The sequence below is a fragment of the Mesorhizobium sp. P2_D6 genome, assembly GCF_056404315.1.
This window is the reverse complement of sequence record NZ_JBFUEG010000002.1, coordinates 97,467-123,578: the sequence shown is the minus strand read 5'-3', so window position 1 is coordinate 123,578 and position 26,112 is coordinate 97,467. Positions and strand designations below refer to the sequence as shown.

Here is a 26,112-nt window from a genome sequence, read left to right as displayed (position 1 = left end):
CTGTCTGCTTACGGTTTCGCTAGCGATGGCGATATCGGATCCGGAGCAGGCGTTTCGCCAGACCAGTTGGGCCGGCCTCAGGGCAAGGTTGTTCCATCTCTATTTCCTGCTGCGGCGGCCAATGACGCTTGGTGTGCGCGGCCTGATCCACGATCGCGCGTCGAACTCCGTCTTCCTCATCCGCCACACTTACGTTCCCGGCTGGCAATTGCCGGGCGGTGGCGTCGAGCTGGGCGAAACGCTTGGCGAAGCGCTGACGCGGGAATTGGCCGAGGAAGGCAACATCGCGCTCACCGCCCCGCCGGTGCTGAAATCAATGCATTTCAACCGCCGCTCCAGCCGCCGCGACCATGTCGCCTTCTACCTGATCGAGAGCTTCAGCCAGACGGCGCCGAAACTGCCGGACCACGAGATCGCCGAAGCCGGCTTCTTCCCGCTTGATCGCCTGCCCGAAGGCACGACGCCGGCGACGTTGCGGCGGATCGCTGAGGTTTTTGGTGGGGAGCCGGCATCGCCGCACTGGTAGGCCAGAGTTCTCCGACTGCATTAGCTGCTGCGATAACTCTCGCTGCTGAAATCGCAACGTAGTGCGCTATGCGCTCGATTGGATTTGGCGTCACGCCGCCTTCCTGAACCGCGCCCGGTCATGCGGCGCGGCGTAGTCAAGCTCCGGGCCGACCGGCACGATGCGCGTCGGGTTGATGCTCTCGTGGCTGCCGTAATAATGCGTCTTGATGTGGTGCAGGTTCACCGTGCCGGCGACGCCGGGCACCTGGTAGAGATCGCGCAGATAGTTCGACAGGTTCGGATAGTCGGCGATGCGGCGCAGATTGCATTTGAAATGGCCGACATAGACCGGGTCGAAACGCACCAGCGTCGTGAACAGCCGCCAATCCGCCTCGGTGATGCGCTCGCCGGTGAGATAGCGCTGTTTTGACAGCCTCTCCTCCAGCGTGTCGAGTGCCGAGAACAACTCTGCAAAGGCTTCTTCATAGGCTGCTTGTGTGGTGGCAAAGCCGGCCCGGTAGACGCCGTTGTTGATGGCCGGATAGACCAGCGCATTGACCTTGTCGATCTCACCGCGCAGCGCCGGCGGATAGAAATCGACGCTGGCATCGCCCCATGCGTCGAAGGCGGAATTGAGCATGCGGATGATCTCGGCGGATTCGTTGGAGACGATGGTCTGTTCCTTTTTGTCCCACAGCACCGGCACCGACACCCGGCCCGAATAGGTGGGATCGGCTTTGGTGTAGATCTGACGCAGGAAATCGAGACCGTAAACCGTGTCGCCGGTGGCCCCATCCTCGGCCAGAAAAGTCCAGCCGTCGGCACCGAGGAAATGATGCACGACCGAAACCGAGATGATCCCTTCGAGCTTCTTCAGCGCGCGAAAAATCAGCGTGCGGTGCGCCCACGGACAGGCGAGCGAGACGTAAAGATGGTAACGGCCCGGTTCGGCCTTGAAGCCGCGCGTACGGCCTTTAGCCGGCGAGCCATCACGCGTGATCCAGTCACGCCACTGCGCCTCGGCGCGGATGAACCTGCCGCCGCTATCGACCTTGGCCGGGTGGTCCTGCCATTTGCCTTCGACCAGCAAACCCATGCGAAATCTCCTTGCCTGCCTTGGCCAATGTAGGCGCAAAGCGGCAATGTCGAAGTCGTCATCTGCTGAACAGAGCGTCACTCGTCCGAAATGCCTGATAAAAGCGACCGATTGCAGCGGCCGAAAAATGATGCTAGCGGACACTCCGCATGTTCGACTTTGCCTCGATCCGGTTTGACCGACGACGAAAGGGCGCCCGCGCTTAGAAAGCGCTGACTGGCGAACGCTGCCGCTTGCAGCAACCTTCCTCGTATATCGGACCGCGAAGACCATGAGCCTTGCCGACGTGAAATACCTGCCGGAAACTCCGGCGCATGACCCCGAAATCGAAGCCATCAACGACGAAGCCTTCGGCCCCGGCCGCTTCGTGTTGGCCGCCTACAAGATCCGCGAGGCCGGCGGCCACGAGCGCTCGCTGTCCTTCGTCGCCGTGGACGGTGACCTCGTCGTTGCTTCGGTGCGCATGACCCGCATTGCGGCCGGCGCCGGCCGCGCGCTGATGCTCGGGCCGCTTGCCGTGCGCCCTGCGTTCAAGAATCTCGGCATCGGCCGCCGGCTGGTGGCGATCGCGCTGGAAGCGGCTGCCAAGGCTGGCGCGCCGGCGGTGATCCTTGTCGGCGACGAGCCCTATTACGGCCCGCTCGGCTTCAGGAAGATCCCGCGCGGCCAGATCTCCATGCCACGCCCGGTCGACCTCGACCGGCTGCTGTCGCACGAGATCGTGCCTGGCGCCGTGGCGCGTCTTTCCGGCGAAGTCTGCCATGCCAGCGTCGCCAGGATTGCCGAGCCCGCGCCGGCGATGGCCTGATTGCCCGGCCGATCGAGACGTCTCGATGGACCGGTTAGGTTGCACCATGCCAGCGACCTCCGTAGCATGATCCGCAAAAGCAGGGAGGACGCGGCATGAACCCGAACGGCCAGATTGCGATCGTAACCGGTGGCGGCTCCGGACTCGGTGAGGCAACCGCCCGCGCGCTGGCCGACAAGGGCACCCGCGTCGCGATTTTCGACATCGGCATCGACCGGGCGGCGAAAGTGGCGGGCGACATTGGCGGCACCGCCATCCAGTGTGACGTCAGCAGCGCCGACAGCGGTGCGGCCGCGGTCGCCGAAGTGGAAAAAAGGCTTGGGCCGGCGCGCATCCTGGTGAACTGCGCCGGCATTGCCATCGGCGTGCGGACCATCGGCAAGGATGGTCCGCACCCGCTCGACCAATATCGCAAGGTGATCGAGATCAACTTGATCGGCACCTTCAACATGATCCGCCTCGTCGCGGATCGCGCCGCCAAGCTCGAGCCATTGCAGGGCGGCGAGCGCGGCGTCATCGTCAACACGGCGTCGGTCGCCGCCTATGACGGCCAGATCGGCCAGGCCGCCTACGCCGCCTCCAAGGGCGGCGTCGTCGGCATGACGCTGCCGGTCGCCCGCGATCTCGCCCGCTCCGGCATTCGCGTCTGCACCATCGCGCCCGGCATCTTCAAGACGCCGATGATGGCCGGCATGCCGCAGGACGTGCAGGATTCGCTTGGTGCGGCCGTGCCGTTCCCGTCACGTCTTGGCGAACCGTCCGAATATGCGGCGCTCGCCCTGCATATCGTCGAAAACCAGATGCTCAACGGCGAGACCATCCGCCTCGACGGGGCGATCCGCATGGCGCCGAAATAGACGGCCATGGCGGCCGGCGCAGCCGCAGTGAAGACCGGCCCCCTGGCCGGCCTGAAAGTCATCGAGATGGCCGGGCTCGGCCCGGTGCCGCTGGCCGGGCTGATGCTGTCGGAGATGGGCGCCGAGGTGCTGCGCATCGAGCGCAGCGGTTCGGACCAACCCCTGCTGCCGCTCTCCGATGAGTACAATCTCGACCGTCACGGCCGTTCCATCCTGCGTGTCGATCTCAAGCAATCACAAGGCATCGAGCTGGTGCTGGATCTCATCGAACGGGCCGATCTACTGGTCGAGGGCTTTCGCCCCGGCGTCATGGAGCGGCTCGGTCTCGGCCCGGATGCTGCATTGGCGCGCAACAAGGCGCTGATCTACGGCCGCATGACCGGCTTCGGCCAGGACGGGCCGCTCGCAGGCCGCGCTGGCCACGATATCACCTACCTCGCCTATTCCGGTGTGCTGCATGCCATCGGCCGGGAGGAAAGCCGGCCGGTGCCGCCGCTGAATCTGATCGCCGACAATGGCGGCGGCGCCATGATGCTGATCGCCGGCGTGCTTGCAGCGCTGTTTGAGCGTTCGCGCTCCGGCAAGGGCCAGGTGGTCGACGCCGCAATGGTCGAGGGCGCCTCGATGCTGACGGCGCCGATACACGCCTTCATGGCGGCAGGCCTGTGGAGCGACAGGCGCGGCGCCAACCTGCTCGATTCCGGCGCCCCCTTTTACGACTCCTATGAAACGGCGGACGGACGCCACGTCGCGGTCGGCTGCCTTGAGCCGCGCTTCTTCGCCGAATTCGCCAGGCTGCTGCCGCTCGGCGAGCATTTTGTCCGCGGCCAGTACGACAAGGCGTTGTGGCCGGACATGCGCGCCACCTTCGCCGACCGGTTCCGGCTGAAGACGCGCGACGACTGGGCCGGTCTGTTTGAGGGCACCGACGCTTGCGTCGCGCCGGTTTTGTCGCTTGCGGAGGCCAGGAACCATCCGCACAATCGTGCTCGTCACGCATTTGTGAAGACGGGCACGTTCGAACGCCCGGCACCTGCGCCGCGCTTTTCCGCCTCGCAGCCGGCGCTTGCGACCATGCCGGATGATGACGACCAGCGGCCGCAAATCGTGCTGGCGCGCTTCGGCTTTTCGGCAGATGAGATCACAGCGCTTGTCAAATCCGGTCTGATTGGCCAATAACTGGATGAAGAAAATCAACTTAGCCCGGTGAGCATTTTGAACGAGCCGAAGAAGGACGTCATTCGCGCGACGGACGCCGAGGCGGTCAGGCTGGCAACAACCTTGATCCGCAGCGCCCGCTTCGGCGCCCTGGCGGTCATCGAGCCCTCGACCGGTTCGCCGCTGGCCTCCAGGGTCGGTGTCGCCACCGACACCGATGGCACGCCGCTGATCCTTGTCTCGGCGCTCTCCGCCCACACCGGGGCGATGCTTGCCGAGCCGCGTTGCTCGCTGCTTGTCGGTGAGCCCGGCAAGGGCGATCCGCTGGCGCACCCCAGGATAACACTGGTTTGCCAGGCCCAGCCGCTTGAGCGCGGATCGAGCGCGCATGCCCGCGCCGAGCGGCGCTATCTCAATCACAATCCCAGGGCTAAGCTCTATTCCGGGCTCGGCGATTTCTCGATCTTCCGCCTCGAGCCGGAGCGCGCCAGCCTCAATGGCGGTTTCGGCAAGGCCTATCTGCTGGGCCGTGCCGATCTCATCACCGATGGGCCGATCGTCGACGAGCTGGCCGCCAGCGAACAGTCCGCCCTCGACCACATGAATGCCGACCATCTCGACGCAATCGCTGTCTATGCGCATCATTTTGCCAAGGCCGAAGGTGATGGCTGGACCATGACCGGCTTCGATGCCGAGGGCATGGATTTGGCATCGGGCGACGCCGTTTGCAGGGTCTATTTTCCGCAACCATTGAAGACCGCGCGCGACCTGCGGCCAGTTCTTGTCGACATGGCCAAGACCGGACGTATGCCGGCTACGCAAGGATAATCGTCATGAATCAAAAGCATGTCTTGAGATTTGGGCGAAATGATCTACGATTCATACGACGCTGAATCAGCAGCGCGATCCACAGCTGAATTATAGCACCCAACGCTATTTGCCCCCATAGCGTTCGGATGAGCAGGGAAACATGGGGCATGGTCTCGACCAAATTAATCGCCAATGCCGAATCGGCGGCGACATTTCTGACCCTTATGGGCAACGAAAAGCGGCTTTTGATCATGAGCTATCTGGCCGACGGTGAGATGTCGGTCGGCGCCATCGCCGAAAAGGTGATGCTCAGTCAGTCCGCTTTGTCGCAACATCTGGCCAAGCTCAGGGCGCTCGATCTTGTCGAGACCCGCCGGGACCGGCAGATGATCTACTATTCCTGCAAGTCGGACGCCGTGCGCGAGCTGTTGCGCATGCTGGACGGCATTTTCGGGATCGGCGACTTGTCCCAGATGGCAACGCGTCTGCGCCGCGCCGGGACTTGACCTGCGGCTCCGATCGCTCCTTACCTCGCTGACGATTTTTCGGCGGCCGAGGTATTGATGGGTCCGATCCAGATCGACGACGCGCGCGATCCGCGGGTCGCCGCCTATCTCGACATCCGCGAACGCGATCTCACCGGCCGCCATGGCCGGTTCGTCGCCGAAGGCAAGGTGGTGCTGGACGTCCTGCTGTCAGCCGGACGCTTCGCCGCCGAGTCGGTCCTGGTTCTGGAAAACCGGCTGGCCGGGCTCGACGACATCCTGCGCAAGGCCCCTGCCGACCTGCCGGTTTACGTTGCGACAAACGACGTCATGGACAGGATCGCCGGCTTCCACATGCATCGCGGCATATTGGCGATCGGCAGCAAGGGTGCGCCGCAGCCCGCAGAGGCCTTGCTCGACACCTTGCCTGCCGACGCGCTGATCGTCGTGCTCATCGGCATCGCCAACCATGACAATATGGGATCGATCTTCCGCAACGCTGCCGCCTTCGGCGCCGATGCCATGTTTATCGACGCCACCTGTTGCGATCCGCTGTATCGCAAGGCGATCCGCGTCTCCGTCGGCGCAGCGCTGAAAGTTCCCTTCGCCTCCTTCAGCCACACTGAAGCTTTCATCGCGAAGCTCGACGAGTTGGGCTTCGGCCAGATAGCTCTATCGCCGCGCGGTGAGGCTGACATTCGCAATGCCGCGAGACCGAAACGACTGGCGCTCTATCTCGGCACCGAAGGCGAAGGCCTGCCCGAGAGGCTGCTTGACCGGCTGCGGACGGTGAGGATTGCGATGTCTGAAGGGTTCGACAGCCTGAATGTCGCTGCAGCCTCAGCCATCGCGTTGCATCATTTTTCGACTGCCAAGTCGGTAGCCGCCCAGGATTCTTGAAAGCCAGCGGCCTGAAGCTCAGCCCGCCGAATCTGCCTTTTGCAGCGCCCGCACGCGATCGGCGAGGCTGATGGTTCCCGATCGCGCTTCCTGCGGCGCAGCCAACGCCTTGGTGATCGGCGAATCGGGTCCTTCAAGCTTGGCGGTCAGGCTGACGACCTCTGCCGCGAGCGTGTTCATCTGTTCGCGCAACGCATCACCGGCGCTGCGCCCGTCGTCGCCATTTCTCGTGGTCTCGGAACCACCAAGCTCCGTCTTCAGCCGCTTGTTCTCACGGGCCAGCGTCGTCAGCCTGGCTTCCAGCCGCTCGCGATCGCCTTCGAGCTTGGCTAGCACCTTGTCGACGTTACCAGCGGGGGCATTGTCCTGCGCGCCAACAAGGCCAGCAGCCACGGCGCCTCCCGCAGCCTCGCCCTTCATCCGTTCGCGAAGCCGGACCAGTTCCTTTTCGCGGCGATCGAGCTTGTCCTCGCGATCGGCAAGCGTGGCGAGCAGGCGCTCGAGCTTCTTCTCGAGATCGGCGGTTCTCTTCTTCTCGGCTTTCAGAGAATCGTGCGTGGCCTTGCTCTCGGCGACGACTTCCTGATGGTGCTTCTCGGCTTCCTTGCGCTGGCCGCGCAGCACCGAAATGTCGTTGGCAAACTTTTCCAGCTCCGATTCCCGCGCCACCAGTTCGATCTGACGATTGCTGGAGGAGAAGGAGGCGTCGTCATACATGTGCTCGAGCTTTTCGAGCTCAAGCGCGCGCTTTTCCATCATGCGCTCGGCCTGCACCAGCTTGTCCGTCAGCTGCTGTATCTGCTGCTCGCGATGCAGGAGCAATTCGTTTTTTTCTCCGAGCTCGGTAAGCGCCTGCTTCTTGTCCTTGCGCTCGACCGCCAGGCCTTTCAGCGCCTCGCGCCCGCGACTGATTTCGACGAGTTGCTCATTGGCCTGCTCACGCAGCGTCTTGACGCTGATTTCGAGCCGGCGCGCCGTCATGGCGAACTCTGCGCGCAAGCTGTCCTTGTCGGCCTGGATCTCGGCCAGCGTTCGCGGCACCGACGCCTCGACACGCCTGCGCGTCAGCGCGACCGCCCGCCGCCAGATGGCCGGCGCAACCAGCAGCGCCAGAAAGCCGGCGCACAGAAAGCCGAGGGCGAAGAACAGGATCGATTGAACCAAGGTGACTACCCGTTACAGGCGGGCCGCTAGCCGACAACCGCCAAGTCTGGACTTTGCCATGTTCGCATGACGCAAATCCAGCGCTGCGGCAAGAGTATGCCGCAGCTTGATCGGGTCAGAACCTGTTGATCGGGTCGACCTGTGGTCGGAATCGCTCAGAAGGGATTCCAGGTCGGCCTCTGCGTCAACTTCAGATAGCCGAGATTGACGCCAAGCCGGGCGCCGACGCCGGTGCGGATCGGCACCAGCAACACCCTGTTGTTCTGCAGCACGTTGAAGCCGACGCCGGCCACGACATAGGCAGAGCCGGCAACGCCGCCGAACCGGTTGTAGAGATTGCTGACGTCGTCGAGATTGTAGACGAGCATCATCACCCGCGATCCCTCGCCACCGAAATCCCAGCCGAGCGACGGACCTTGCCAGAACACCTTATGGTCGCCGGCATTCTTGGTGTAGAGCGTGCCTTCGCCGTAGGTCAGGCCGCCGATCACCGCGCCAGAACCCTCTTCGCCGAGCAGATAGCCATTGGGCAGGCCGTAGGAGGCAAAAATCTTCTCGACGACGGTGGCGAGACCGCCCGACGTCGCGCCGAAGAACTTGTGGCCGGAATCGACGATCTCCTGAGCGGTGTATTCCTGCGCCCGCGACGCAGAGGTTGAGAAGGCGAGCGCGCCCAGGAGGGCAATCGCCATGAAGAAGACACGGACAAAGGTCCGGTCGTAGAATCGGGAAACCATGCTTCCAATCTCCGTCAGGGAGCACTTTCGCCGACGCCTCGCACCCCGTCCGGCTCTTTGGGCGGCCGTTAAGGATGACTGTTACGGGCAAACTATGCCGTAATCCTTTTTCAACCATTAACCTTCCACATGAACATGGCGGTTCGAAGGCTGTCTGACCGTCTGTGCGGGCTCCCATCCTGTGCAAACACGCCATTTTTGCTGACGAGAATTGTGGATTTGTTGCTGCACGCTCGGGCGCTGTGTATTCAGAAGCGCTGGGGAAAGAGCGTGATTCGGGTGGGTGAGGCGCGGCGGTCGCTCGCGTGGCCACCAGGATGTCAATTTTTGCAGGGATTTTCGCCGATGGCCGAGCTTTTCTCTCTCTCCGCACCCGATCTCGCAGCCTTGTTGTGCAGCCGCGTCTGCCACGACATCATTTCGCCGGTTGGGGCCATCAACAACGGCCTTGAACTCCTCGACGAGGGCGGCGCCGACGAAGACGCCATGAAGTTGATTCGCCAGAGCGCCAAAAACGCTTCGGCCCGGCTGCAGTTCGCCCGCATCGCCTTCGGCGCCGCAGGTTCGGCCGGCATGATGATCGACACCGGCGATGCCGAGTCCGTCGCCATCGCGTTCCTGAAGAACGAGAAGCCGGAACTGGTCTGGAACGGCGTTCGCGCCCTGCTGCCCAAGAACAAGGTCAAGCTGCTGCTCAATTTGCTGCTCGTCGCCAACGCCGCCATCCCGCGCGGCGGCAAGCTGGTGGTTACACTGGAAAACCTCGACACCGAGCCGCGCTTTGCGCTTGCGGCAAGCGGCCCGATGCTGCGCGTGCCGCCAAAATTCCTCGAACTCCATTCCGGCAACAAACCCGAGGAGCCGATCGACGCCCATTCGGTCCAGCCTTACTACACGCTGCTTCTTGCGCGTGAGGCCAACATGACAATCTCGATCCACGCGACCGCCGAAGAGATCGTGCTGTCCGCGGTCTGACGAGCCGAAGTCGTTTCCGGCTCGGCCGACAGCCAAGAACAAGTCAAGTATCTTTTTTCGCTGATATTTGCGGGCTTGGCCGAAATTCAGAACAGCCAAGTTTCTTCGTCGGCGACGCGTCCGCTGGCACGGCGCGCAAACGACATCTTTGCAAAAACTTTACCTAACGGCTTTTCGGCTTCTTTACCAGATCGGCCTAAGGTGCATCCCGATACCCCGGATGCCGCCGGTTCGCCCCAAGGCAAAGAGGACCCGGAAATGAAGCGCTGCATGTTTGTTGACGATTCGAGTGTGATCAGGAAGGTCGCAAAACGGATTCTTGGCGGCTCCGACATGGTGGTGATCGAAGCGGCCACCGGACACGACGCGGTCGAGATGTGCGCTGCCGAGATGCCCGATGTGATTGTCGTCGACGGCGCACTGCCGGACATGCAGGCGGTCGATGTCATCCGCCGGGTCCGCGCCATGGAAAGCGCGATCAAGCCGCAGATCCTGATTTCGTTGGTCGAAGTCGATGTCGCCTCGATTATGAAGGCAAAGCGCGCCGGCGCCCAGGGCTATCTCTTGAAGCCGTTCAACCGGCCGCAACTGCTCGAACGCTTTCGTACCCTGAAGATCGCCGCCTGATTCGGCTCGTGCTCGAACGGAAGGGACAGCAAAAAACCCGGCCTGAGCCGGGTTTCTTGCATTGAATTCAATCAGATGATTCGGTCAGGCGCTGACGCGGATGTCTTCCGGCTCGCGCAGCACATAGCCGCGGCCCCAGACCGTTTCGATGTAGTTCTGACCACCGGACGCAGCATCGAGCTTCTTGCGCAGCTTGCAGATGAAGACGTCGATGATCTTCAGTTCCGGTTCGTCCATACCGCCATAGAGGTGGTTGAGGAACATTTCCTTGGTCAGCGTGGTGCCCTTGCGCAGCGAGAGCAGCTCCAGCATCTGGTATTCCTTGCCGGTCAGATGCACGCGCTGGCCACCGACTTCGACGGTCTTGGCATCGAGATTGACCACCAGGTCGCCGGTGGTGATGACCGACTGGGCATGGCCCTTGGAGCGGCGCACGATGGCGTGAATGCGGGCGACCAGCTCGTCCTTGTGGAACGGCTTGGTCATATAGTCGTCGGCGCCGAAGCCGAGGCCGCGCACCTTGTCCTCGATACCGGCCATGCCGGACAGGATCAGGATTGGCGTCTTCACCTTGGACAGGCGAAGTGTCCGCAAGACTTCGTAGCCTGACATGTCGGGAAGGTTGAGATCGAGAAGAATGATATCGTAATCATAAAGTTTCCCGAGATCGACGCCTTCTTCGCCGAGGTCGGTCGTATAAACATTAAAACTTTCGGATTTGAGCATCAGCTCGATGCTCTGAGCGGTTGCACTGTCGTCTTCTATCAGCAGAACGCGCATTTCATTCCCCTTTTCTGCCGCCGGACCATGTCATGACCCATCCGGGACCGGAGCAGTGATTGCCTGAACAGAAGGCTGCCATCGAATGGTTAACAAAACCTAATTCCGCACCCAGAACGGTACCAGATTTTTTAACCGCTTTCTACACCCTCTTGAATCTAATGATGAATCACAGAACCAAATCGCTAATGCAACACATTAATAAGTTGGACTAAGTGACTCAAGGGACTCGCTGGCCGGCTTCCGTATCGGGAGCCGGAATTTTTACCCGGCCTTAAGTCCTCGCCCTTATGATTAACAATGCCCGTAAACGAATGGTTACCGCCGGCAAAAAACTTTAGGAATTTGTTTCCCATAGTTCGGGGAATGCCGGTGGATACGGGTGTCGCCAGGCCCTGGCGAGCGGATTGGACGATATGTGCAGGTGTGCGTTTGCGGGAGTACCGAATCATGAAGTCACGTGAAAACCTCGTTCGGCTGAAGCAGTTTCAGGTGAATGAGAAGCGGCGGCAGCTGCTGCAGCTCGACACGATGATCGCCGAGTTCGAGCGCATGGCTGTTGAACTGGAGCTTCAGATCACCGCCGAAGAAAAGAAGGCGGGCATCACCGACATCAGTCATTTTGCCTATCCAACCTTCGCCAAAGCGGCGCGTCTGCGCCGTGACAACCTCAGAAACTCGCAAAGCGACCTCGCCCAGCAGCGAAGCGCTGCCGAATCATTACTCGGCGAAGCTGAAGCGGAGCTTTCCAAGGCCGAGATGCTGGAATCGCGCGACACCAAGATCCGCGATGCTGAACTCGGCGGCCGCAGCGCCATGATCGGCTGAAGACGATGGCTGATCCAGCCAGCGGCGCCTGACGCCGCACTTTGCTTGAGTGTAGCCGGACCGAAGTTCCAGCGCTGCTGATCTGGCCGCAAGGCGGCCGCAGCTTCAGGCCTGTGCCTGCAACTCCGCTTCCTGGTTCGCCTCTGCCCTAGCCCGCGCTTGCTTGATGTCGGGCACATGCTCTTCCGACCAGGACCGTATCTGGGTGAGCAGCCCCGCCAGGTTCTGGCCAAGTTCCGTCAATTCATATTCGACCCGCGGCGGGATGACCGGAAAGATTTCGCGCCGCACCAGCCCGTCGCGCTCAAGAATGCGCAGCGTCTGCGTCAGCATTTTGGGCGTGATGCCTTCCAGCCTGCGGGCCAGTTCGCCATTGCGCATCCGGCCGCGGCGCAATGCGCAAACCACCAGATAGACCCATTTGCTGGCCAGCATTTCGAGCACGGCGTGCGAAGGGCACGTCCGCTGGAAGGCATCATAGCCGATGCCGCAATCATTATCACTATCCATGGGGTACCTATATATAGGGAAGGTACATACTAGACAAGAGAATATTACTATCCAAATGATAGCGGCATATGAACCCAAGCAGGAGAGATATCCATGCGTGCCGTTGTCCAGAATTCCGTCGGCGGACCCGACGTCCTCCTCATCGCCGATCGTCCCGCCCCCTCGCCCAAATCAGGCGAAGTGTTGGTCCGCGTGCACGCAGCCGGCATCAATCCGGTCGATGGCTCGGTGCGCGCCGGCTATTATCCATTGCTGGGCGAACCGCCCTTCACCCTCGGCTGGGATATTTCAGGCACCGTCGAGGCGCTAGGCCCAGGCGTCAACGGTGGACTCAAGGTCGGTGACGCTGTGTTCGGCATGCCGCGTTTCCCCAAACAGGCCGCGGCCTATGCGGAACTCGCTGTCACCCCGGCCGATGAAATAGCGCCAAAGCCGCGAACGATCGATCACAATCACGCCGGCGCGCTGCCGCTGGCCGGCCTGACCGCCTGGCAGGGCATAGTCCGCCATGGTGGCCTGAAGCCCGGCCAGCGCGTGTTGATCCATGCCGCGGCCGGTGGCGTCGGACATCTGGCAGTGCAGATTGCCAAGGCGCGCGGCGCCTATGTCATCGCCACCGCCAGCCCGAAGAAACTCGATTTCGTCCGCTCGCTCGGCGCCGACGAGGTCGTCGACTACACCAAGGGCGATTTCACCGCTGAGGTCCGTGACATCGATTTGGTTCTGGACCCGATGGGCAGCGACCATGCCGACCAATCGCTGACAGTCCTGAAGGACGGCGGCGTCCTGGTATCGCTGCTCAACGTCCACGACACCACCCGGGCCAAGGCTGCGGCGCGAAACATCCGCGTCGAGCGCATGTCTGTGGTGCCTGACCGCGAAGGCCTCGTTGAGCTTGGCAAACTGGTCGATGCGGGAAAGCTTGCCGTTCATGTGGCAAAGAGCTTTCCGCTCGAACAGGCGGGCGCGGCGCACGCCTTTCTCGCCACCAGGCCCATCGGCAAGGTGGTGCTGACGGTCTGAAGCAGGCCTTACGACAGGCAAAAGGGCGCGGTTACCGCGCCCTTCTTGTTGAGATCCTGGCTCTAGTGCCGGTATTGCTGGATGCGCGTCGTGCGCAACCCGGCAAGCCCGTATTCGTCGATCGACGCTTGCCAGGACAGGAATTCCTCGGTGGTAAGCTTGTAGCGCTGGCATGCCTCGTCGAGGCTCAAAAGCCCGCCGCGCACCGCCGCAACCACTTCCGCCTTGCGCCGGATAACCCAGCGACGTGTATTCGTCGGCGGCAGATCGGCAATCGTAAGAGGGCTGCCGTCAGGCCCGATAACATATTTGACTCGCGGTCTAACAAGATCGGTCATCGTACTCTCTACAAAAAACTCAAAGACCCAATCCCCACCACATTACCGCCACAGCTTTAAAAATTGCCTAAGCGAACCCTAATGACTAGGTAAGGATCATGAACGCCGCGTTAGTCTTTTCGTCGGCATTTGAGTGAACGGCCGGCGGGCGCGCAATTTTCCCGCAAAATCGGCGCTGCCGCAAAGCTGGCGCCGCTGATGTGGTTGACCTATATTCGCGCCACTGCCATTGAAGCGCCGCGCAGAACGAAAGAACCATGAACAGCCTCGACCTTCCCGCCAGCCCGCAAAACACCCGCGTCGTCGTCGCCATGTCGGGCGGTGTCGATTCGTCCGTCGTCGCAGGCCTTTTGAAGCGCGAAGGCTATGATGTCGTCGGCGTCACGCTGCAGCTCTACGACCATGGCGCGGCAACGCACCGGGCCGGCTCGTGCTGCGCCGGCCAGGACATTGACGACGCCCGCCGCGTTTCGGAGACGCTGGGCATCCCGCATTACGTACTCGACTATGAAGAGCGCTTCCGCAAGGCGGTCATCGACCCGTTCGCCGAGAGCTATGTCGCCGGCGAGACGCCGATCCCGTGCGTGTCCTGCAATCAGACGGTGAAGTTCGCCGATCTGCTGGCGACCGCCAAGGACCTTGGCGCCGACGCGCTCGCCACTGGCCACTATATCCGCTCCGGCGCCAATGGCGCCCATCGCGCGCTGTTCCGGCCGGTCGATGCAGACCGCGACCAGAGCTACTTCCTGTTTGCCACCACGCAGGCGCAGATCGACTATCTGCGCTTTCCGCTCGGCGGCCTGTCGAAGCCCGCGGTGCGCGCTATTGCCGAAGAGATGGGGCTGACCGTTGCTGCCAAGCAGGATAGCCAGGACATCTGCTTCGTGCCGCAGGGCAAATATTCCGATATCATCGCCAAGCTGAAGCCGGCTGCCGCCAACCCGGGCGACATCGTCCATATCGACGGCCGCGTGCTTGGCCGCCATGATGGCATATTGCGCTACACGATCGGCCAGCGCCGCGGCATCGGCATTGCGTCGGGCGAACCGCTATACGTCGTCCATCTCGACGCCGACCGGGCCCGCGTCATTGTCGGCCCGCGCGAGGCGCTGGAGACGCACAAGATTTACCTGCGCAACATGAACTGGCTGGGCGATCGCGCGCTGTCAGACATTCCGGCCGCCGGCATGGAGCTGTTTGCCAAGGTCCGCTCGACGCGGCCGCCGCGCCCGGCCGTACTGCATCACCGCGCCGGCAGCACCTTTGTGGAACTGGTCGACGGCGAGTCCGGCATCGCGCCCGGACAGGCCTGCGTGCTTTATTCCGACGACGGCAACGAGGCCCGCGTCTTCGGCGGCGGCTTTATCGAGCGCTCCGAGCGTGGCGCCGAGGCCGAGGCCATGCTGACGCGGCTTGCCGCCAGGCCGGCACAGGTTCCCGCCGAGTAAACACTACTTTCTCGCAGACCATTGGCCGCAGGAGTAGAATTTCCAAACGGTCTCAGGATTTGGTGTGTGTGACCGTGCCCGCCGTCAGGATGCGCAGCACCCTGATGGCTTCCTCGCCGCTGGTGCGGGGCTCGGCGCGCGTCTCGATGCACTGGATGAAATGCTCGAGTTCGCGCGTCAGCGGCATGCCCTGCCCGACCGCGACATAGGACGGCTCGTTGGTGGTGAAGGCCCACTGGCCGCTGTCCTGCCACACCGCATGGCGGTAGACGGCAAGCTTGCGTTCCCACGGCTCGACATCGTCGAACACCGCCATCGCCTTGGTGCCGACCACGGTCAGCCGCCGCTCGCGATAGGGATTGAGCCGCGAGGCGAAGAGGTGGCTGCGCAGGCCGTTGGGAAAGCGCATATGCAGGTGCGCGAAGTCGCTGAGACTGTCGAGCAGTGCCGCCCCCTCGCCTCGCACCTCGATCGGCTCGGTCCCGGTGATGGCCAGGATCATCGACAGATCGTGCGGCGCCAGATCCCACAGCGCGTCGTTCTCGGTGTGGAATTTGCCGAGGCCGAGCCGGTGTGAATGGATGTAGCGGACTTCACCGAGCTCGCCATTGTCGATCAGCGCCTTCAGCGTCTCGAAGGCTGGATGGAAGCGCAAGACATGGCCGACCATGAAGACGCGGCCATTGTCCTTGGCCGCCTGCACTGCGCGTTCGGCATCGGGCACGGTCAGCGCGATTGGCTTTTCCACCAGCACGTCCTTGCCGGCCTCGACGGCGCGCACGGCAAGGTCGGCATGGAACTGCGGCGGCAAGGCCATGACGATGGCGTCGATATCGTCACGCACGAACAGCTGATCCGGCTCGATCGCCAGGCAGTCCTGCTCGCTGGCAAAACCTTCGGCCCGCGCCCGATTGGCATCGGAAACCGCATGCAGCGCGCCAAGCGCCTTGAGGGTGCGGATGTGGTTGCTGCCCCAGTATCCGCAACCGAGGACTGCAATGCGCGGCTTCATCAGCTTCAAACTCTAGATTTCTTGGCCGAGACATAGCGACGTGCCCCGCCGAACTCAACCCCGGCGACAAGAGCGTGGTCCCGAAAAGTGGGAACTGGTTTTCACGGACAAACGGGGTACCCGTTTTGTCCAGAGACCATGCTCAAACAAAGACTAGAGCCCCATCCCGACTGCATCGGGATGTCTGCCCGGCAAAGCTTTTCTCGGACGACAATATGCCGGCGCGCCTGACGCATCGATGCTTGACAGGCTCGCCCTCCCAACCTTATATCCGCGCGACCTTGGCGAACGCCTCGAAATGCCTTTCGATTTAAGGTGGATTCGGGCCTTTCGCCGCCCTGGCGGGGTAGCTCAGTTGGTTAGAGCACGGGAATCATAATCCTGGGGTCGGGGGTTCAAGTCCCTCTCCCGCTACCACCATTCCCCACACTCCTTTGACGCCGTTGGGAAAGGCATTGTCACCGAGCAGTGCCGTTAGACGCCTCGTGATTTCGACTTCGAATCCGCCGATCCTCGACGGGTCTTGGAACACAGTTGCGGTTTCGATCAAATCCCGCACGCCTCTGCGGATTGGGAATAGCCAACCGCAATTCCTCGGGCAAGCTCTGTTTGAAGCTGCTCCTCATAGCTGCCAGCACGGCAGGATGCAGCTCGATCACGCGGGTGCGGCTGGCACCAGGCCGCATTGATCCGGTGAACGGTACCGGGCTGGCGCCGGCACGTGAGAAGCCGCCAAGCTAGGTCCCAAAGTGTCCAGTCGCCTTTCGACAAAAGAGGAGCGGTGGGACAAAGACCGGCGATGAAGGGACGTTAATCGTCGGCGTGCTATAACCGAACCCGGCAATGCCGCGCCGTCTTCGCTGGCCCTCTGCAAGAGCCAAACCAAAGGATTCGATCTCGAAACGGCCGCCGGACGACCGTTTTAGAGTATCTCAGCGAGTGCCCGGCCTGCAAACATCCAATCATTCGAAATGGCTCATGGTTTAAGTCGATTTCTCGCTTCACCTGTGACGGCTGCGGGGCTGGGCTTCGGCTAGGTTATTTCGACAAACTGGCTCTGTTCGACAGGCACAAGCATTTGGTCCACTCGCGCTGGCGATCAACGGGATCGATTGAATAGTTGAATCGTCGGATACCACGATCCGGATCTGAGGCGATGTCTGACACGCCCGGCTGGCCGGAATGGATAGCGATCGGACAGCAGTAGACCAACCCGTCGATTTATTCATCCGGGGCAGGATGGTGTGTTGGCAAGTCCGCCCACTCGCGTCGGTCCCTTGTCGACTGCCGCTCCATTCGCCTCGACCAACGCCGCCAATAGGTCAAACGCTCTTTGTCCCAACTGCAAAGGCTGCCCGTCGCGGCGCAGCAAGCGGTCCGTGCCGTCGAGCACGAACGGGCCAAAGGAGCTGTGTGCATCTTCCATCGACACAATCATAGCCTGTCTTCCCAGGCTGGTCATCGCACGCTCGCTGGCAGTATCTTGCTCGCCCAACCGCATCGCGCCAGAAGCCAGAGTGCATCGCGTCCGCTTTCCGGACGCCTGGTCGAACCGCGGTACCTGCTACCCAGGTTCAAGCGCGCCACCTTGGGCTTTGATGGGTAGCATCCAAAACGCAATTCACGAGAAGCAAGCAAGCCCTCAGACCATTCTCCATGGCCGCTTCTGCCGTGCGGTCCCACGGGGAAACCGACAACGCATTCCCGCACACGTCTCGCAGTAAATTTGGTATGCATATGCGAGGGAGAGGGGGAAACAGATGAAACACGATCCTGGCTTGCCGTCCGGCGCGACGTCGACGCTCCTGTTTCCGAAGACCTGATGCAAAAGCAAAGTAAGATCTCATGTCTTCTTCAGATGTGACCGGCTCATCCAGCCCCGCGGGCTGGGGATTGGCTGCAAAGCTGTTTACAACCCTCGTCCTTCTTGGCGCGATCGCAGTCATGTTCACCGGGGCGCTGGGTTACTTCCGCGCCCGCGACGCTCTCGAAAAAGCAGTCTTCGACCAACTCACGGCCGCTCGGCAGACCAAGACGCGCCAGGTTGAAACCTACTTCCGCACGATCCAGGCGGAACTGCGCCTGCTTGCCACTTCCAAGATGGTGGTCGATGCGACACGCGAGTTCCGGACCGCGGCCGACAAACTCGACCGGACAGGCGCGCCGCCTGAACTGCGGCAAAGGGTCGGCGATTGGTACGCTGAGAACTTCATCCCCGGAATGACGCACACCCTGGGCAGGGAACCGGCCCTGTCGGACTACCTGCCGGTCGGTGGTGCCCCCTACTATCTGCAGTATCACTACATCGTGGAAAATCCCAACCCGGCGGAGCGGCGCAAGCTTCTCGACGACGCCGGCGACGGAAGCGAATACTCCAGGCTGCACGCCATATATCATCCATTGATGCGCGCTGCGGCTACCACGGTCGGCTTTTTCGATCTCATGATTGCCGATCCCAAATCAGGTCGCCTGATCTATACGGTCGAGAAGGAGGTGGATTTCACCACGTCTCTTCAGTTGGGTCCGTACCGCCGCACCAACGTCGCGGCCGCCGTCGCCCGCTGCTCGCAGATCGCAGACCCGTCAGCCATCTGCCTCGTAGATTTCGCCTCTTATGCGCCATCAGGCGGCGCGCCGATCGCCTTCATGGCAGCACCGGTGATTGCCCAGGGCGTCGTCATCGGCGTGCTGGTCGCGCAATTGTCGAATGATGAGATCGACAACGTCGTCACCGGTAACCGCCGCTGGCGGCAGGAAGGGTTCGGCAACACGGGTGAGGCCTATCTCGTCGGGCCCGATTATCTGGTGCGCTCTGGCCCGCGGGCGTTCTACGAGAACCGGGATAACTTCTTCGCCGACCTCAAATCCGTGGGCACTTCGGACCAGGAAATCGCCGTCATTCAGCGTTACGGGACACCAGTGCTGCATCAGCGCGTCGACACCGAGGCCTCCCGTGCCGCGCTCGCCGGTGTCGAGGGCACGGGCGAGATCATCGGATACCGTGGCGTCCCGACGCTCGCCTCATGGGGACCGCTCGCGATTTCCGATGTCAAGTGGGCTCTCGTCGCCAAGATCGACAGCGCCGAGGCCTTCGCACCGATCGCCGAACTCCGCCGGGATCTGTTGCTCGTCGGAGGACTGGCGATGCTCGTGGTCGCCGCCACCGCCTCCTGGCTTTCGCGTGCGCTGCTCGGGCCGCTCCGCGATCTGACTGCCGGGGTGAAACGCTTCTCCGCTGGCGACTACGCGACCAGCGTGCCGGTCCGCACGCGCGACGAGATTGGCGAACTCTGCTCGGCCTTCAATGGCATGGTTGAGGATCTGCACCAAAAGAATGTCGTGATCGAGAACAAGAACCGCGAGAACGAGCAGCTGCTGCTCAACGTCCTTCCGGCACCGATCGCCAATCGGCTGCGCGCTGGCGAGGAGAGGATCGCCGACGGCTTCGCCGAGGTCACGGTCGCCTTCGCAGACCTGGTCGGTTTCACGGCACTGACATCGGAAATGCCGCCGCACGATGTCGTGATGTTTCTCAACGGACTCTTCACGCGCTTCGACGTTGCCGCCAATGATCTCGGCATCGAGAAGATCAAGACGGTGGGCGACTCCTATATGGCGGTGTGCGGCCTACCCGTGCCGGTGGCCAACCACGCCGAGCGCATGGTCCGCATGGCCATCCGCATGGTCCACATTACCCGCGAGCACGCGATGGAACACAACGTCTCGATGAAGCTCAGGGTCGGCGTCAACAGCGGGCCAGTGGTCGCCGGCGTCATTGGCAAGAGTAAGTACATCTATGATTTATGGGGTGACACAGTGAACCTGGCCAGCCGCATGGAGTCGGGTGGAGTTCCCGACTCTGTTCAGGTGACTCGCCCCGTCTACGAACAGCTCAAGGACCAATTCATCTTCGAGCCGCGCGGCGCTATCGAAGTCAAAGGCAAGGGAAAAGTGGAAGCCTGGGTGTTGAGATTTTAGTGGCGGGGCAGCTCCAATGCCGGTTTGCCCTCTACCTGTTCGGCGTCAATGGCTTTCGCCGCCGGCGCGACTTGGGCGTCCTGAGGGGAGCGGACCCGAATGTCCGCTTCGCGCCTCAACGCGGTCAGCCGGTCGTCGTTCAACTCGATCCGCTCGCCGACCTGCTCAACCGAGCACCGCCCGGAGCCCTGAGTCGTTCTGGCGGAGACGTTCCTCGATCCATTGCGCCGTGCGGTCGTAGGCGTCTGAAAACAACTCGGAATGCCGACTCCAATCCATGAAGGTGCTCGAAACCTGCGGACAGAACAAGACATCCTCGTCGCCGACGGCAATGTCCTGCGGCCCGTGTGCCAGGATACTCGCGGCAATAACCTGAAGCATGCTTGGAACCTGCGGCAGGCGGGCACGGCCGAAAGGGTTCAGCAGGGCGATCGCCAGTTCCGATCTTCCGGGGATGCGGTCATAGTCGATGTGGTATTTTTGCGGTGCACTGGACCCAAAGCTCACGATGACATTGGGGCCGGTCTTGAGTTCCCTCATCTGTTCCAGCGGCAAATTGTTCATGATGGCGCCGTCCACCAGCATATCGCCGTCAGCGGTAAAGAACGGCGGCAGGACACCCGGGAGCGAGCCGGATGCCCGAACGGCCTGCCAGAGTTTTCCACGACGGTGGACATGGGGCTGACGGCTGCTCAGATTGGTCGAAAGCGCAAAGAACGGAAACCAAAGATCTTCGATCAGAACTTCGCCGTATTCCTCCCGAAGGGCTCGATCGAAGGCCTTGTGATCCAGAAGCGCGAAACGCGGCAAGGTGGGGCGCCGAAACGCCCGACTCTTGACAAATATGTTGTGCGTGCCGCGGTCGATCTGTTCTGCGTCCAACCCTCTTGCGAAGCCGGCCATCATCGCCGCTCCGGAACTTGTCCCGCCGAGATAGTCGAAGCGCCCGCCCGCCTCGACGAAGGCCTTGTAAACGCCCAGATGGGCGCTGCCCAGGGACCCACCCCCAGCCGCCACGAAGCCACGTGCCTTGCAGGAAATAAATCGGACCAGGCGCTGGATATCAGACGCGTCCTCCAGCGCAACATGATGATGCTGGCCGACATGGGGGCGCTCATCGAGCCACGCAGAGGTGCCGGAGACCGCAGCCGAGCGATTGTCGTGAATTAAGACAAGCCGACCGGTCGATGGTGAATGGACCGATAGGGCCAATTCCTCGGACGTGTTCAAGCGAGGCGAGGAGGACGCGTTCGCTAGCAGCAGAACGGTATCGGCCTGGCGAATGCAGACTCGTGTCCATTCATTAGGTTCTTCATCCGCGACGTAGACAACGAATTCAGCTTGCGCCTCCAGTTCGTTCAACCAGTTAAGGACCGGCTGGTCGTCGATCGGACGACCTGGGAACTTCGCGTGGACGTCAAGCCGGGAAACGAACTGAGCGCGCGTGACCGCGCCGAACTCTTGCTGTAGGTGCCCGATGAAAACCGGTGAGATGCGACTTCCGCCGGCTGCAATGATGGCAAGCGTTCGGATTTTGGCAGGTTTCTGGAGACCTGACAAAATCGGAGATTGCGTGGCGAACCGGCGCGCCAGAGATATTGTGACCGCCTCTCTCAGGTTCGGCAGAGCCTCGGCCGCCTTCTCGAAATGACTACGACTGATTTCAAGGACGATCGAATCGCGCGCTGCAAGGACAGTGGCCGTACGGGGCAGCCCTGCAAAGAAACCAATTTCGCCGACCAGTTCACCCTGCGCGATCTCGGCGACCGAGCCAATCCGATCTCCTTTGTGTACCGTAAAGCGACCGGACAGCACGACGAAGAACCTGTCCGATGGATCACCTTCGCGAACCAGGACCTCACCGCGCCTTAGGACCCGACGGTCGGATTCGGCAGCCAAAGCCTCGAGCGCCAGCAACGACGCACGATCGAACATCAATGTCGCCGACAATAATCTCGCGGCGAGAGAATCGGCGGAGGACATTTTGAGCCATCCGGGGAACGCATTCGCTTCGGTATTGTATCCTGTACCGCTCGTGTTTGCAGCATCGCAAGGCGATCCGAGCCGAACCGCAACGTTGCCGGCTGGACCCGTCTAGGGCGGGGCAGCTCCGATGCCGGCTTGCCCTCCTCCTGTCCGCCGTCAATGGCTTTCGCCGCAGGTGTGACTGGGCGCCCTGAGGGGACCCGCCTCGCGCCTCAGCCCGCAATAACTTCGAGAACCACAAGGCGGACTGCCGAGGCCGCAAGAAGCTGTCATTTTCCGCACTGGTGCGATCCGATACTTTACATACTATGTGACCTTCAATCGGGGGCCATAGCAAATGAAAGAAGAGACCGGCGTTCAGAAGTTGGTGCGCACGCTACGTGCCCGAGCACCTGATGACGCAGCTGAATTGCTCGCCAGAGAGTCTCCCGAGTTCATCCGCGACACACTGAAGCTGTTACCGGACGGGCACGCCCGTAAGGTGGCCGAGCATTTGCCACTGCACATGCGGCCCATCGGACCTCATGACGGTGGCGAGGATATCGCGATGCCCGAGTCGCTCATCGAGCTGATGGACCCGATTTCCGCCAGCGTTCCTGTCGGGACGACAGTTGCTGCCGCAGTTGAAGCTGTCAGACGCGCCCAGGTGCCGACCGAGCTCACTTATCTCTACGTCACGGACGAGGGCAATAAACTGGTTGGCCTGGTGGTCCTGCGCGATCTGATGCTGAGCGAACCGGACGCCATTGTCGATCAGATCATGCTGCCCAAGCCGTTCGCTCTCAATGTCGATCTCCCTTTGAGCAACGCATGCGAGGCAGCGGTACGGCGTCACTACCCTGTCTACCCGGTGGTGGACGCCGAGAACCGGCTGCTCGGGCAGGTTCGCGGTTGGCGCTTGTTCGAGCAGCAAATCATTGAGATTTCCGCCCAGTCTGGCCAGATGGTAGGTGTCCAGAAGGAGGAGCGCTCTTTTACGCCCTTGTTTTCAGCCTTCTTGAAGCGTCATCCGTGGCTGCAGTTGAACCTCCTGACGGCCTTCCTGGCCGCATTCGTGGTCAGTTCGTTCACAGGCACGATAGAGAAGATCGTCGCCCTGGCGGCGTTCCTCCCGGTCTTGGCCGGGCAGAGCGGAAACACCGGCTGCCAGGCACTGGCCATGACGCTGCGTGGCCTTGCCTTGGGGGATGTGGACAAAAGACCGAAGCTGCACTTGGTGATGAGAGAGGGCGCGCTCGGGATCGCTAACGGCTTGCTGGTCGGCCTTGTTGCGGCTGCGGCGATGTGGTTCTACGCCTCGAGGCAGCCGGAGTCGGCGGCCCAAGCGCCCATGCTGGCACTTGTGATCCTGCTTGCCATGTCCGGAGCGTGCCTCTTGTCCGGAATCTCCGGCGTGCTGATCCCGTTGGGCCTGCGCCGGGTCGGTGCCGATCCGGCGGTCGCTTCGGCGATCTTCCTCACCACCTTGACTGATATTGTAGGCATGGGCCTGATGCTGTGGCTGGCCACCATGCTCGTGCTGTAGCAAGGCGCGTCCAGGGACGCGTCCCTGGGGATTGGGGGCAATAAGCTGGCCTCGTCGCCTTCGGAGAAATTGCGAGAGCCAGGCCGCATCGCGGACGCATGAGGAGCACCTCAGCATTTCGACCTTTGCGCAACACGAAGGAAGACCTTTGGATAAAACGTGCGCTACCTTGAAGCCTCATTCGGTGACCGGATACGCGCAGAATCGCGCAAACAATGTAGATCTTGTTCCACTTAGGAGTTTGAATCATTTGCCACTAGAGTCGGATACTCCAATTACGTTCAGCAACGCTTGAGAAGATGTCTCGGCAAACAGCGTAGCCGAAATAGGAATGAACCCAAAAATTTGTTGCGCAGCTGCAACAGCTGCTGAGGCTCTCACGGTCTGGTGACGGTTCCGTCGCCTTTTTTCTTGTAGTCGTGCTAAATCCTTCGCACTAGTCGGGTCGGGGTGGGGTTCTCGGCATGCTATCTTCGGCTCGAACGATCTTCAGCTTGGCCGCAGCGCTGCTTTTTAGCGGCGTATTGCCGGCCGGCGCACAAGGTCTTTTTGCGGGCTATGATGACGCGTTTTCGGCCCGAATCGCCAGTCCGGCCGACAATGGAACGCTCGCCCAATTCGTCACGGTTGCGGTCAACGCGGGACAATACGATCAGGCGATCTCCTCAATCGAGCAGTATCTGATCAAATACCCCCGCGATGCGCGCGCCCGGCTTGCGGCCAGCCGGTTGTATTATCATGTCGGGTCCTATGAATTGGCCCGGCGGCAGGTGCAGTACGGCATCGAAGTCGGCGGTCTGACCGAAAGTGAGCAGCAGGAAGCTGTTCGCTTGCTGGCCCGCATCGAGCGCGCGTTGCGTGGCCTTACCTGGGAACTCGCCCTGACTGGAGGCGTATTCAGCGCATTCACCGATTTTGAGCCAGACGGGGCGCAGGACGACAACAGCTTCGTCTCGCCCTACGGGCGGGCCGACGGCTTTGTTCGGTGGGACCTCGGCACGCCAAGTGCTGACGCCCTCGTTCTTTCTGGCTCGTTGACGGCGACACAGCGTTTTTTCACGGAAGACCTGTCGGTTCCGGGCAGCGAGAAGACTTTTGTCCACGGCAACGCAGCGATTACCTGGGACAAGGGGCTGCCCAACAGTGGGATCGATTCGCTCCGCCTGCTGCTTTCCGCGTTTGCCGTTACAGATCGTTTTGACAGCGATGTCCACGAAAGCGGCGTCGGCCTCAGCGGACGTTTCCTCGTTCGCCCGACGGTCGAGACGACTCTCTTCGCCGGTGGCGGCTACATCGATCTAAGCGCCTCGCAAGGCATTTTCGCCGATAGCAGGGTCTTCTATGAGGCAGGCGGCAGCTACCGCTTCCGTAATGGCCAGGCGCTCGGACTGCGCTTTGTCGGCTCGAATGACTTCGCTTCAGGATCTGGCGAAATCGGCCGCAGCTACACGGGCGAGGTCCGCTATGGCGGCCTGTTGATGACCGTACCGGATTTTTTCGCATGGTCGCACCAGATCGCCTTCTCGGCCGGCCACAGCGACACTCCCGATCTGTCTGTCGGCATCGGCACAAATATCAAGAGCGACTTCTGGCGCATTGCCTCGGAAAGCGATTTTCAGATGACGGAAGCCCAGAAGATCAGCGTTGATCTCGCCTATCGAGAAACCAACTTCGCCATCGCTAACCGAGACCAAAAATCGTTCGAGATGCTGATGAGCTATACGTTGACGCTCAATTGAAAGGGCCGCGATGAGGTACCGTCCGATCGCGATTTTAATCGCCTTCCTTGCCTTCGCGGCACCCTCCGCCGCTGAGACGGTCGGGTCGATGACAGCCTATCAGACCAACATCGTCCGCAACAACGGTGGGACAATGAACGTTGGTGCCGGCGTCGAACTGGGCGACCAGCTGCGCAGCGATCCCACCGGTCTTGGAATGCTGGTGTTCCGGGATGAATCGAGCGCCAAGATAGGTCCGAACACCAGCCTGACGATCGATGAATTCGTCTATGATCCGGGCTCCGGCTCGGGAAAGATCGACATCGGGATGAACAGCGGCCTGGCCCGTTTTTATGGCGGTCAGGTTTCGAAACGGGGCGTCATGCAGGTTGCGACGCCGCACATGGTGCTCGGGGCGAGAGGCGGCATCATCGAAGTGCTGGTGGCAGCCGGCCAGACTGTCGGCATACTGCGCGCCGGCCGTATGACCTGCACGATCAATGGCAAACGGCTAGTCATCACAAACCCCGGCTACGCCTGCACATCGGAAGATGGCAAGCTGCTGACCGGCTACGGCGGAATCGACACCTTCCCGATATTGGACAGTATCGACCGGATAGCCGGCACCGGCCTGCCAGGCGCACCGGGCCCTGGATTGGACGTAAGCGCAATTTGTGCGTCGGCACTCGGCGGCTCGCTCAAAGTCTGCGACTCCACGGACGGCGCATTGCCAGGAGTGGTCATGGAATTCCCTGACAGCCCAACGCCACCTGTGGGCAGCGGAGGGCAGAGGGGCGATGGCGAGGGCGATGGCTGCTCCCGCTTCTGCAATTAAGCCCGGG

The 26,112-nt window shown here is 61.6% G+C and carries 24 protein-coding genes and 1 tRNA gene; 17 read left to right on the top strand and 8 right to left on the bottom strand.

All coding sequences use genetic code 11. The annotated features are described in order from the left end of the window. Positions 1–25 precede the first annotated feature (25 nt). Entirely contained in the window at positions 26–526 is a 501-nt protein-coding gene (locus tag AC1D1L_RS03705) for an NUDIX domain-containing protein (protein WP_477338917.1), read from the top strand. Positions 527–616: 90 nt separating this feature from the next. On the opposite strand, the gene AC1D1L_RS03700 is transcribed toward AC1D1L_RS03705, so the two are convergent. After that, positions 617–1,603, bottom strand: coding sequence for a glutathione S-transferase family protein (locus AC1D1L_RS03700; protein WP_477338915.1), 987 nt, complete (start codon positions 1,601–1,603; stop codon positions 617–619). Between the two features lie 271 nt (positions 1,604–1,874). On the opposite strand from AC1D1L_RS03700, the gene AC1D1L_RS03695 reads away from it, so the two are divergent. The 6 genes from AC1D1L_RS03695 (at position 1,875) to AC1D1L_RS03670 (ending at position 6,621) form a co-directional block, all read left to right on the top strand. Then, on the top strand, positions 1,875–2,411 hold the full coding sequence (locus AC1D1L_RS03695) for a GNAT family N-acetyltransferase (RefSeq protein WP_436261125.1): 537 nt from the start codon (positions 1,875–1,877) through the stop codon (positions 2,409–2,411). 95 nt (positions 2,412–2,506) lie between these two features. Further along, positions 2,507–3,268, top strand: coding sequence for a 3-hydroxyacyl-CoA dehydrogenase (locus tag AC1D1L_RS03690; protein ID WP_477338913.1), 762 nt, complete (start codon positions 2,507–2,509; stop codon positions 3,266–3,268). 6 nt (positions 3,269–3,274) lie between these two features. Then, entirely contained in the window at positions 3,275–4,447 is a 1,173-nt protein-coding gene (locus AC1D1L_RS03685; protein WP_477338911.1) for a CaiB/BaiF CoA transferase family protein, read from the top strand. Positions 4,448–4,483: 36 nt separating this feature from the next. Beyond that, positions 4,484–5,254: a HugZ family pyridoxamine 5'-phosphate oxidase gene (locus tag AC1D1L_RS03680; protein WP_477339735.1), complete on the top strand. Its 771-nt coding sequence runs from the start codon at positions 4,484–4,486 to the stop codon at positions 5,252–5,254. 149 nt (positions 5,255–5,403) lie between these two features. Beyond that, positions 5,404–5,742: an ArsR/SmtB family transcription factor gene (locus tag AC1D1L_RS03675; protein WP_112561151.1), complete on the top strand. Its 339-nt coding sequence runs from the start codon at positions 5,404–5,406 to the stop codon at positions 5,740–5,742. 57 nt (positions 5,743–5,799) lie between these two features. Then, complete coding sequence (locus AC1D1L_RS03670) at positions 5,800–6,621, top strand: TrmH family RNA methyltransferase (protein WP_477338909.1); 822 nt, start codon at positions 5,800–5,802, stop codon at positions 6,619–6,621. Positions 6,622–6,639: 18 nt separating this feature from the next. On the opposite strand, the gene AC1D1L_RS03665 is transcribed toward AC1D1L_RS03670, so the two are convergent. Both AC1D1L_RS03665 and AC1D1L_RS03660 read right to left on the bottom strand, forming a co-directional pair. Beyond that, positions 6,640–7,785, bottom strand: a complete 1,146-nt coding sequence (locus AC1D1L_RS03665) for a coiled-coil domain-containing protein (RefSeq protein WP_477338907.1) — start codon at positions 7,783–7,785, stop codon at positions 6,640–6,642. A gap of 155 nt (positions 7,786–7,940) precedes the next feature. Next, positions 7,941–8,477 (bottom strand): DUF1134 domain-containing protein, encoded by a 537-nt coding sequence (locus AC1D1L_RS03660; protein WP_477339733.1) that lies wholly within the window; start codon positions 8,475–8,477, stop codon positions 7,941–7,943. A 390-nt stretch (positions 8,478–8,867) separates the two neighbouring features. Between AC1D1L_RS03660 and chpT the strand changes: the two genes are divergently transcribed. Continuing rightward, positions 8,868–9,497 (top strand): histidine phosphotransferase ChpT, encoded by a 630-nt coding sequence (gene chpT, locus AC1D1L_RS03655; protein WP_142869636.1) that lies wholly within the window; start codon positions 8,868–8,870, stop codon positions 9,495–9,497. A 258-nt stretch (positions 9,498–9,755) separates the two neighbouring features. Further along, complete coding sequence (locus AC1D1L_RS03650; RefSeq protein ID WP_112561197.1) at positions 9,756–10,124, top strand: response regulator transcription factor; 369 nt, start codon at positions 9,756–9,758, stop codon at positions 10,122–10,124. An 84-nt stretch (positions 10,125–10,208) separates the two neighbouring features. Here the strand turns inward: AC1D1L_RS03650 and ctrA are convergent, their stop codons facing one another. After that, the gene (gene ctrA, locus AC1D1L_RS03645) at positions 10,209–10,904 is read right to left on the bottom strand and encodes a response regulator transcription factor CtrA (RefSeq protein ID WP_006203583.1); all 696 of its coding nucleotides are present in this window, start codon (positions 10,902–10,904) and stop codon (positions 10,209–10,211) included. Positions 10,905–11,354: 450 nt separating this feature from the next. On the opposite strand from ctrA, the gene AC1D1L_RS03640 reads away from it, so the two are divergent. After that, a complete protein-coding gene (locus tag AC1D1L_RS03640) occupies positions 11,355–11,732 on the top strand; it encodes a flagellar export protein FliJ (RefSeq protein WP_142869582.1) in 378 nt (125 codons plus the stop codon). A 105-nt stretch (positions 11,733–11,837) separates the two neighbouring features. Here AC1D1L_RS03640 and AC1D1L_RS03635 read toward each other — a convergent pair whose 3' ends face one another. Beyond that, complete coding sequence (locus tag AC1D1L_RS03635) at positions 11,838–12,242, bottom strand: winged helix-turn-helix transcriptional regulator (protein ID WP_477338905.1); 405 nt, start codon at positions 12,240–12,242, stop codon at positions 11,838–11,840. Positions 12,243–12,335: 93 nt separating this feature from the next. Between AC1D1L_RS03635 and AC1D1L_RS03630 the strand changes: the two genes are divergently transcribed. Beyond that, positions 12,336–13,265, top strand: coding sequence for an NADP-dependent oxidoreductase (locus AC1D1L_RS03630; RefSeq protein WP_477338903.1), 930 nt, complete (start codon positions 12,336–12,338; stop codon positions 13,263–13,265). Between the two features lie 62 nt (positions 13,266–13,327). Here the strand turns inward: AC1D1L_RS03630 and sciP are convergent, their stop codons facing one another. After that, entirely contained in the window at positions 13,328–13,603 is a 276-nt protein-coding gene (gene sciP, locus AC1D1L_RS03625) for a CtrA inhibitor SciP (protein WP_013529904.1), read from the bottom strand. Between the two features lie 257 nt (positions 13,604–13,860). Here sciP and mnmA point away from each other — a divergent pair, with 257 nt between their 5' ends. Then, positions 13,861–15,051 carry a tRNA 2-thiouridine(34) synthase MnmA gene (gene mnmA / locus AC1D1L_RS03620; protein ID WP_181061261.1) on the top strand — a complete coding sequence of 397 codons (1,191 nt, stop codon included), beginning with the start codon at positions 13,861–13,863 and terminating at the stop codon, positions 15,049–15,051. Between the two features lie 52 nt (positions 15,052–15,103). On the opposite strand, the gene AC1D1L_RS03615 is transcribed toward mnmA, so the two are convergent. After that, a complete protein-coding gene (locus AC1D1L_RS03615; RefSeq protein WP_352556302.1) occupies positions 15,104–16,063 on the bottom strand; it encodes a Gfo/Idh/MocA family protein in 960 nt (319 codons plus the stop codon). A 340-nt stretch (positions 16,064–16,403) separates the two neighbouring features. Between AC1D1L_RS03615 and AC1D1L_RS03610 the strand changes: the two genes are divergently transcribed. Together AC1D1L_RS03610 and AC1D1L_RS03605 are read left to right on the top strand one after the other, a co-directional pair. Then, positions 16,404–16,480, top strand: a tRNA-Met gene (locus AC1D1L_RS03610). A gap of 1,428 nt (positions 16,481–17,908) precedes the next feature. Next, the gene (locus AC1D1L_RS03605; RefSeq protein ID WP_477338900.1) at positions 17,909–20,041 is read left to right on the top strand and encodes an adenylate/guanylate cyclase domain-containing protein; all 2,133 of its coding nucleotides are present in this window, start codon (positions 17,909–17,911) and stop codon (positions 20,039–20,041) included. 165 nt (positions 20,042–20,206) lie between these two features. Here AC1D1L_RS03605 and AC1D1L_RS03600 read toward each other — a convergent pair whose 3' ends face one another. Continuing rightward, positions 20,207–22,024: a patatin-like phospholipase family protein gene (locus AC1D1L_RS03600; RefSeq protein WP_477338898.1), complete on the bottom strand. Its 1,818-nt coding sequence runs from the start codon at positions 22,022–22,024 to the stop codon at positions 20,207–20,209. Between the two features lie 340 nt (positions 22,025–22,364). Here AC1D1L_RS03600 and AC1D1L_RS03595 point away from each other — a divergent pair, with 340 nt between their 5' ends. The 3 genes from AC1D1L_RS03595 (at position 22,365) to AC1D1L_RS03585 (ending at position 26,105) form a co-directional block, all read left to right on the top strand. After that, the gene (locus tag AC1D1L_RS03595; RefSeq protein WP_477338896.1) at positions 22,365–23,552 is read left to right on the top strand and encodes a magnesium transporter; all 1,188 of its coding nucleotides are present in this window, start codon (positions 22,365–22,367) and stop codon (positions 23,550–23,552) included. 494 nt (positions 23,553–24,046) lie between these two features. Beyond that, positions 24,047–25,291, top strand: coding sequence for a tetratricopeptide repeat protein (locus AC1D1L_RS03590; protein ID WP_477338894.1), 1,245 nt, complete (start codon positions 24,047–24,049; stop codon positions 25,289–25,291). Between the two features lie 88 nt (positions 25,292–25,379). Then, positions 25,380–26,105: a FecR domain-containing protein gene (locus AC1D1L_RS03585; protein ID WP_477338892.1), complete on the top strand. Its 726-nt coding sequence runs from the start codon at positions 25,380–25,382 to the stop codon at positions 26,103–26,105. The last annotated feature ends 7 nt before the right edge of the window (positions 26,106–26,112 follow it).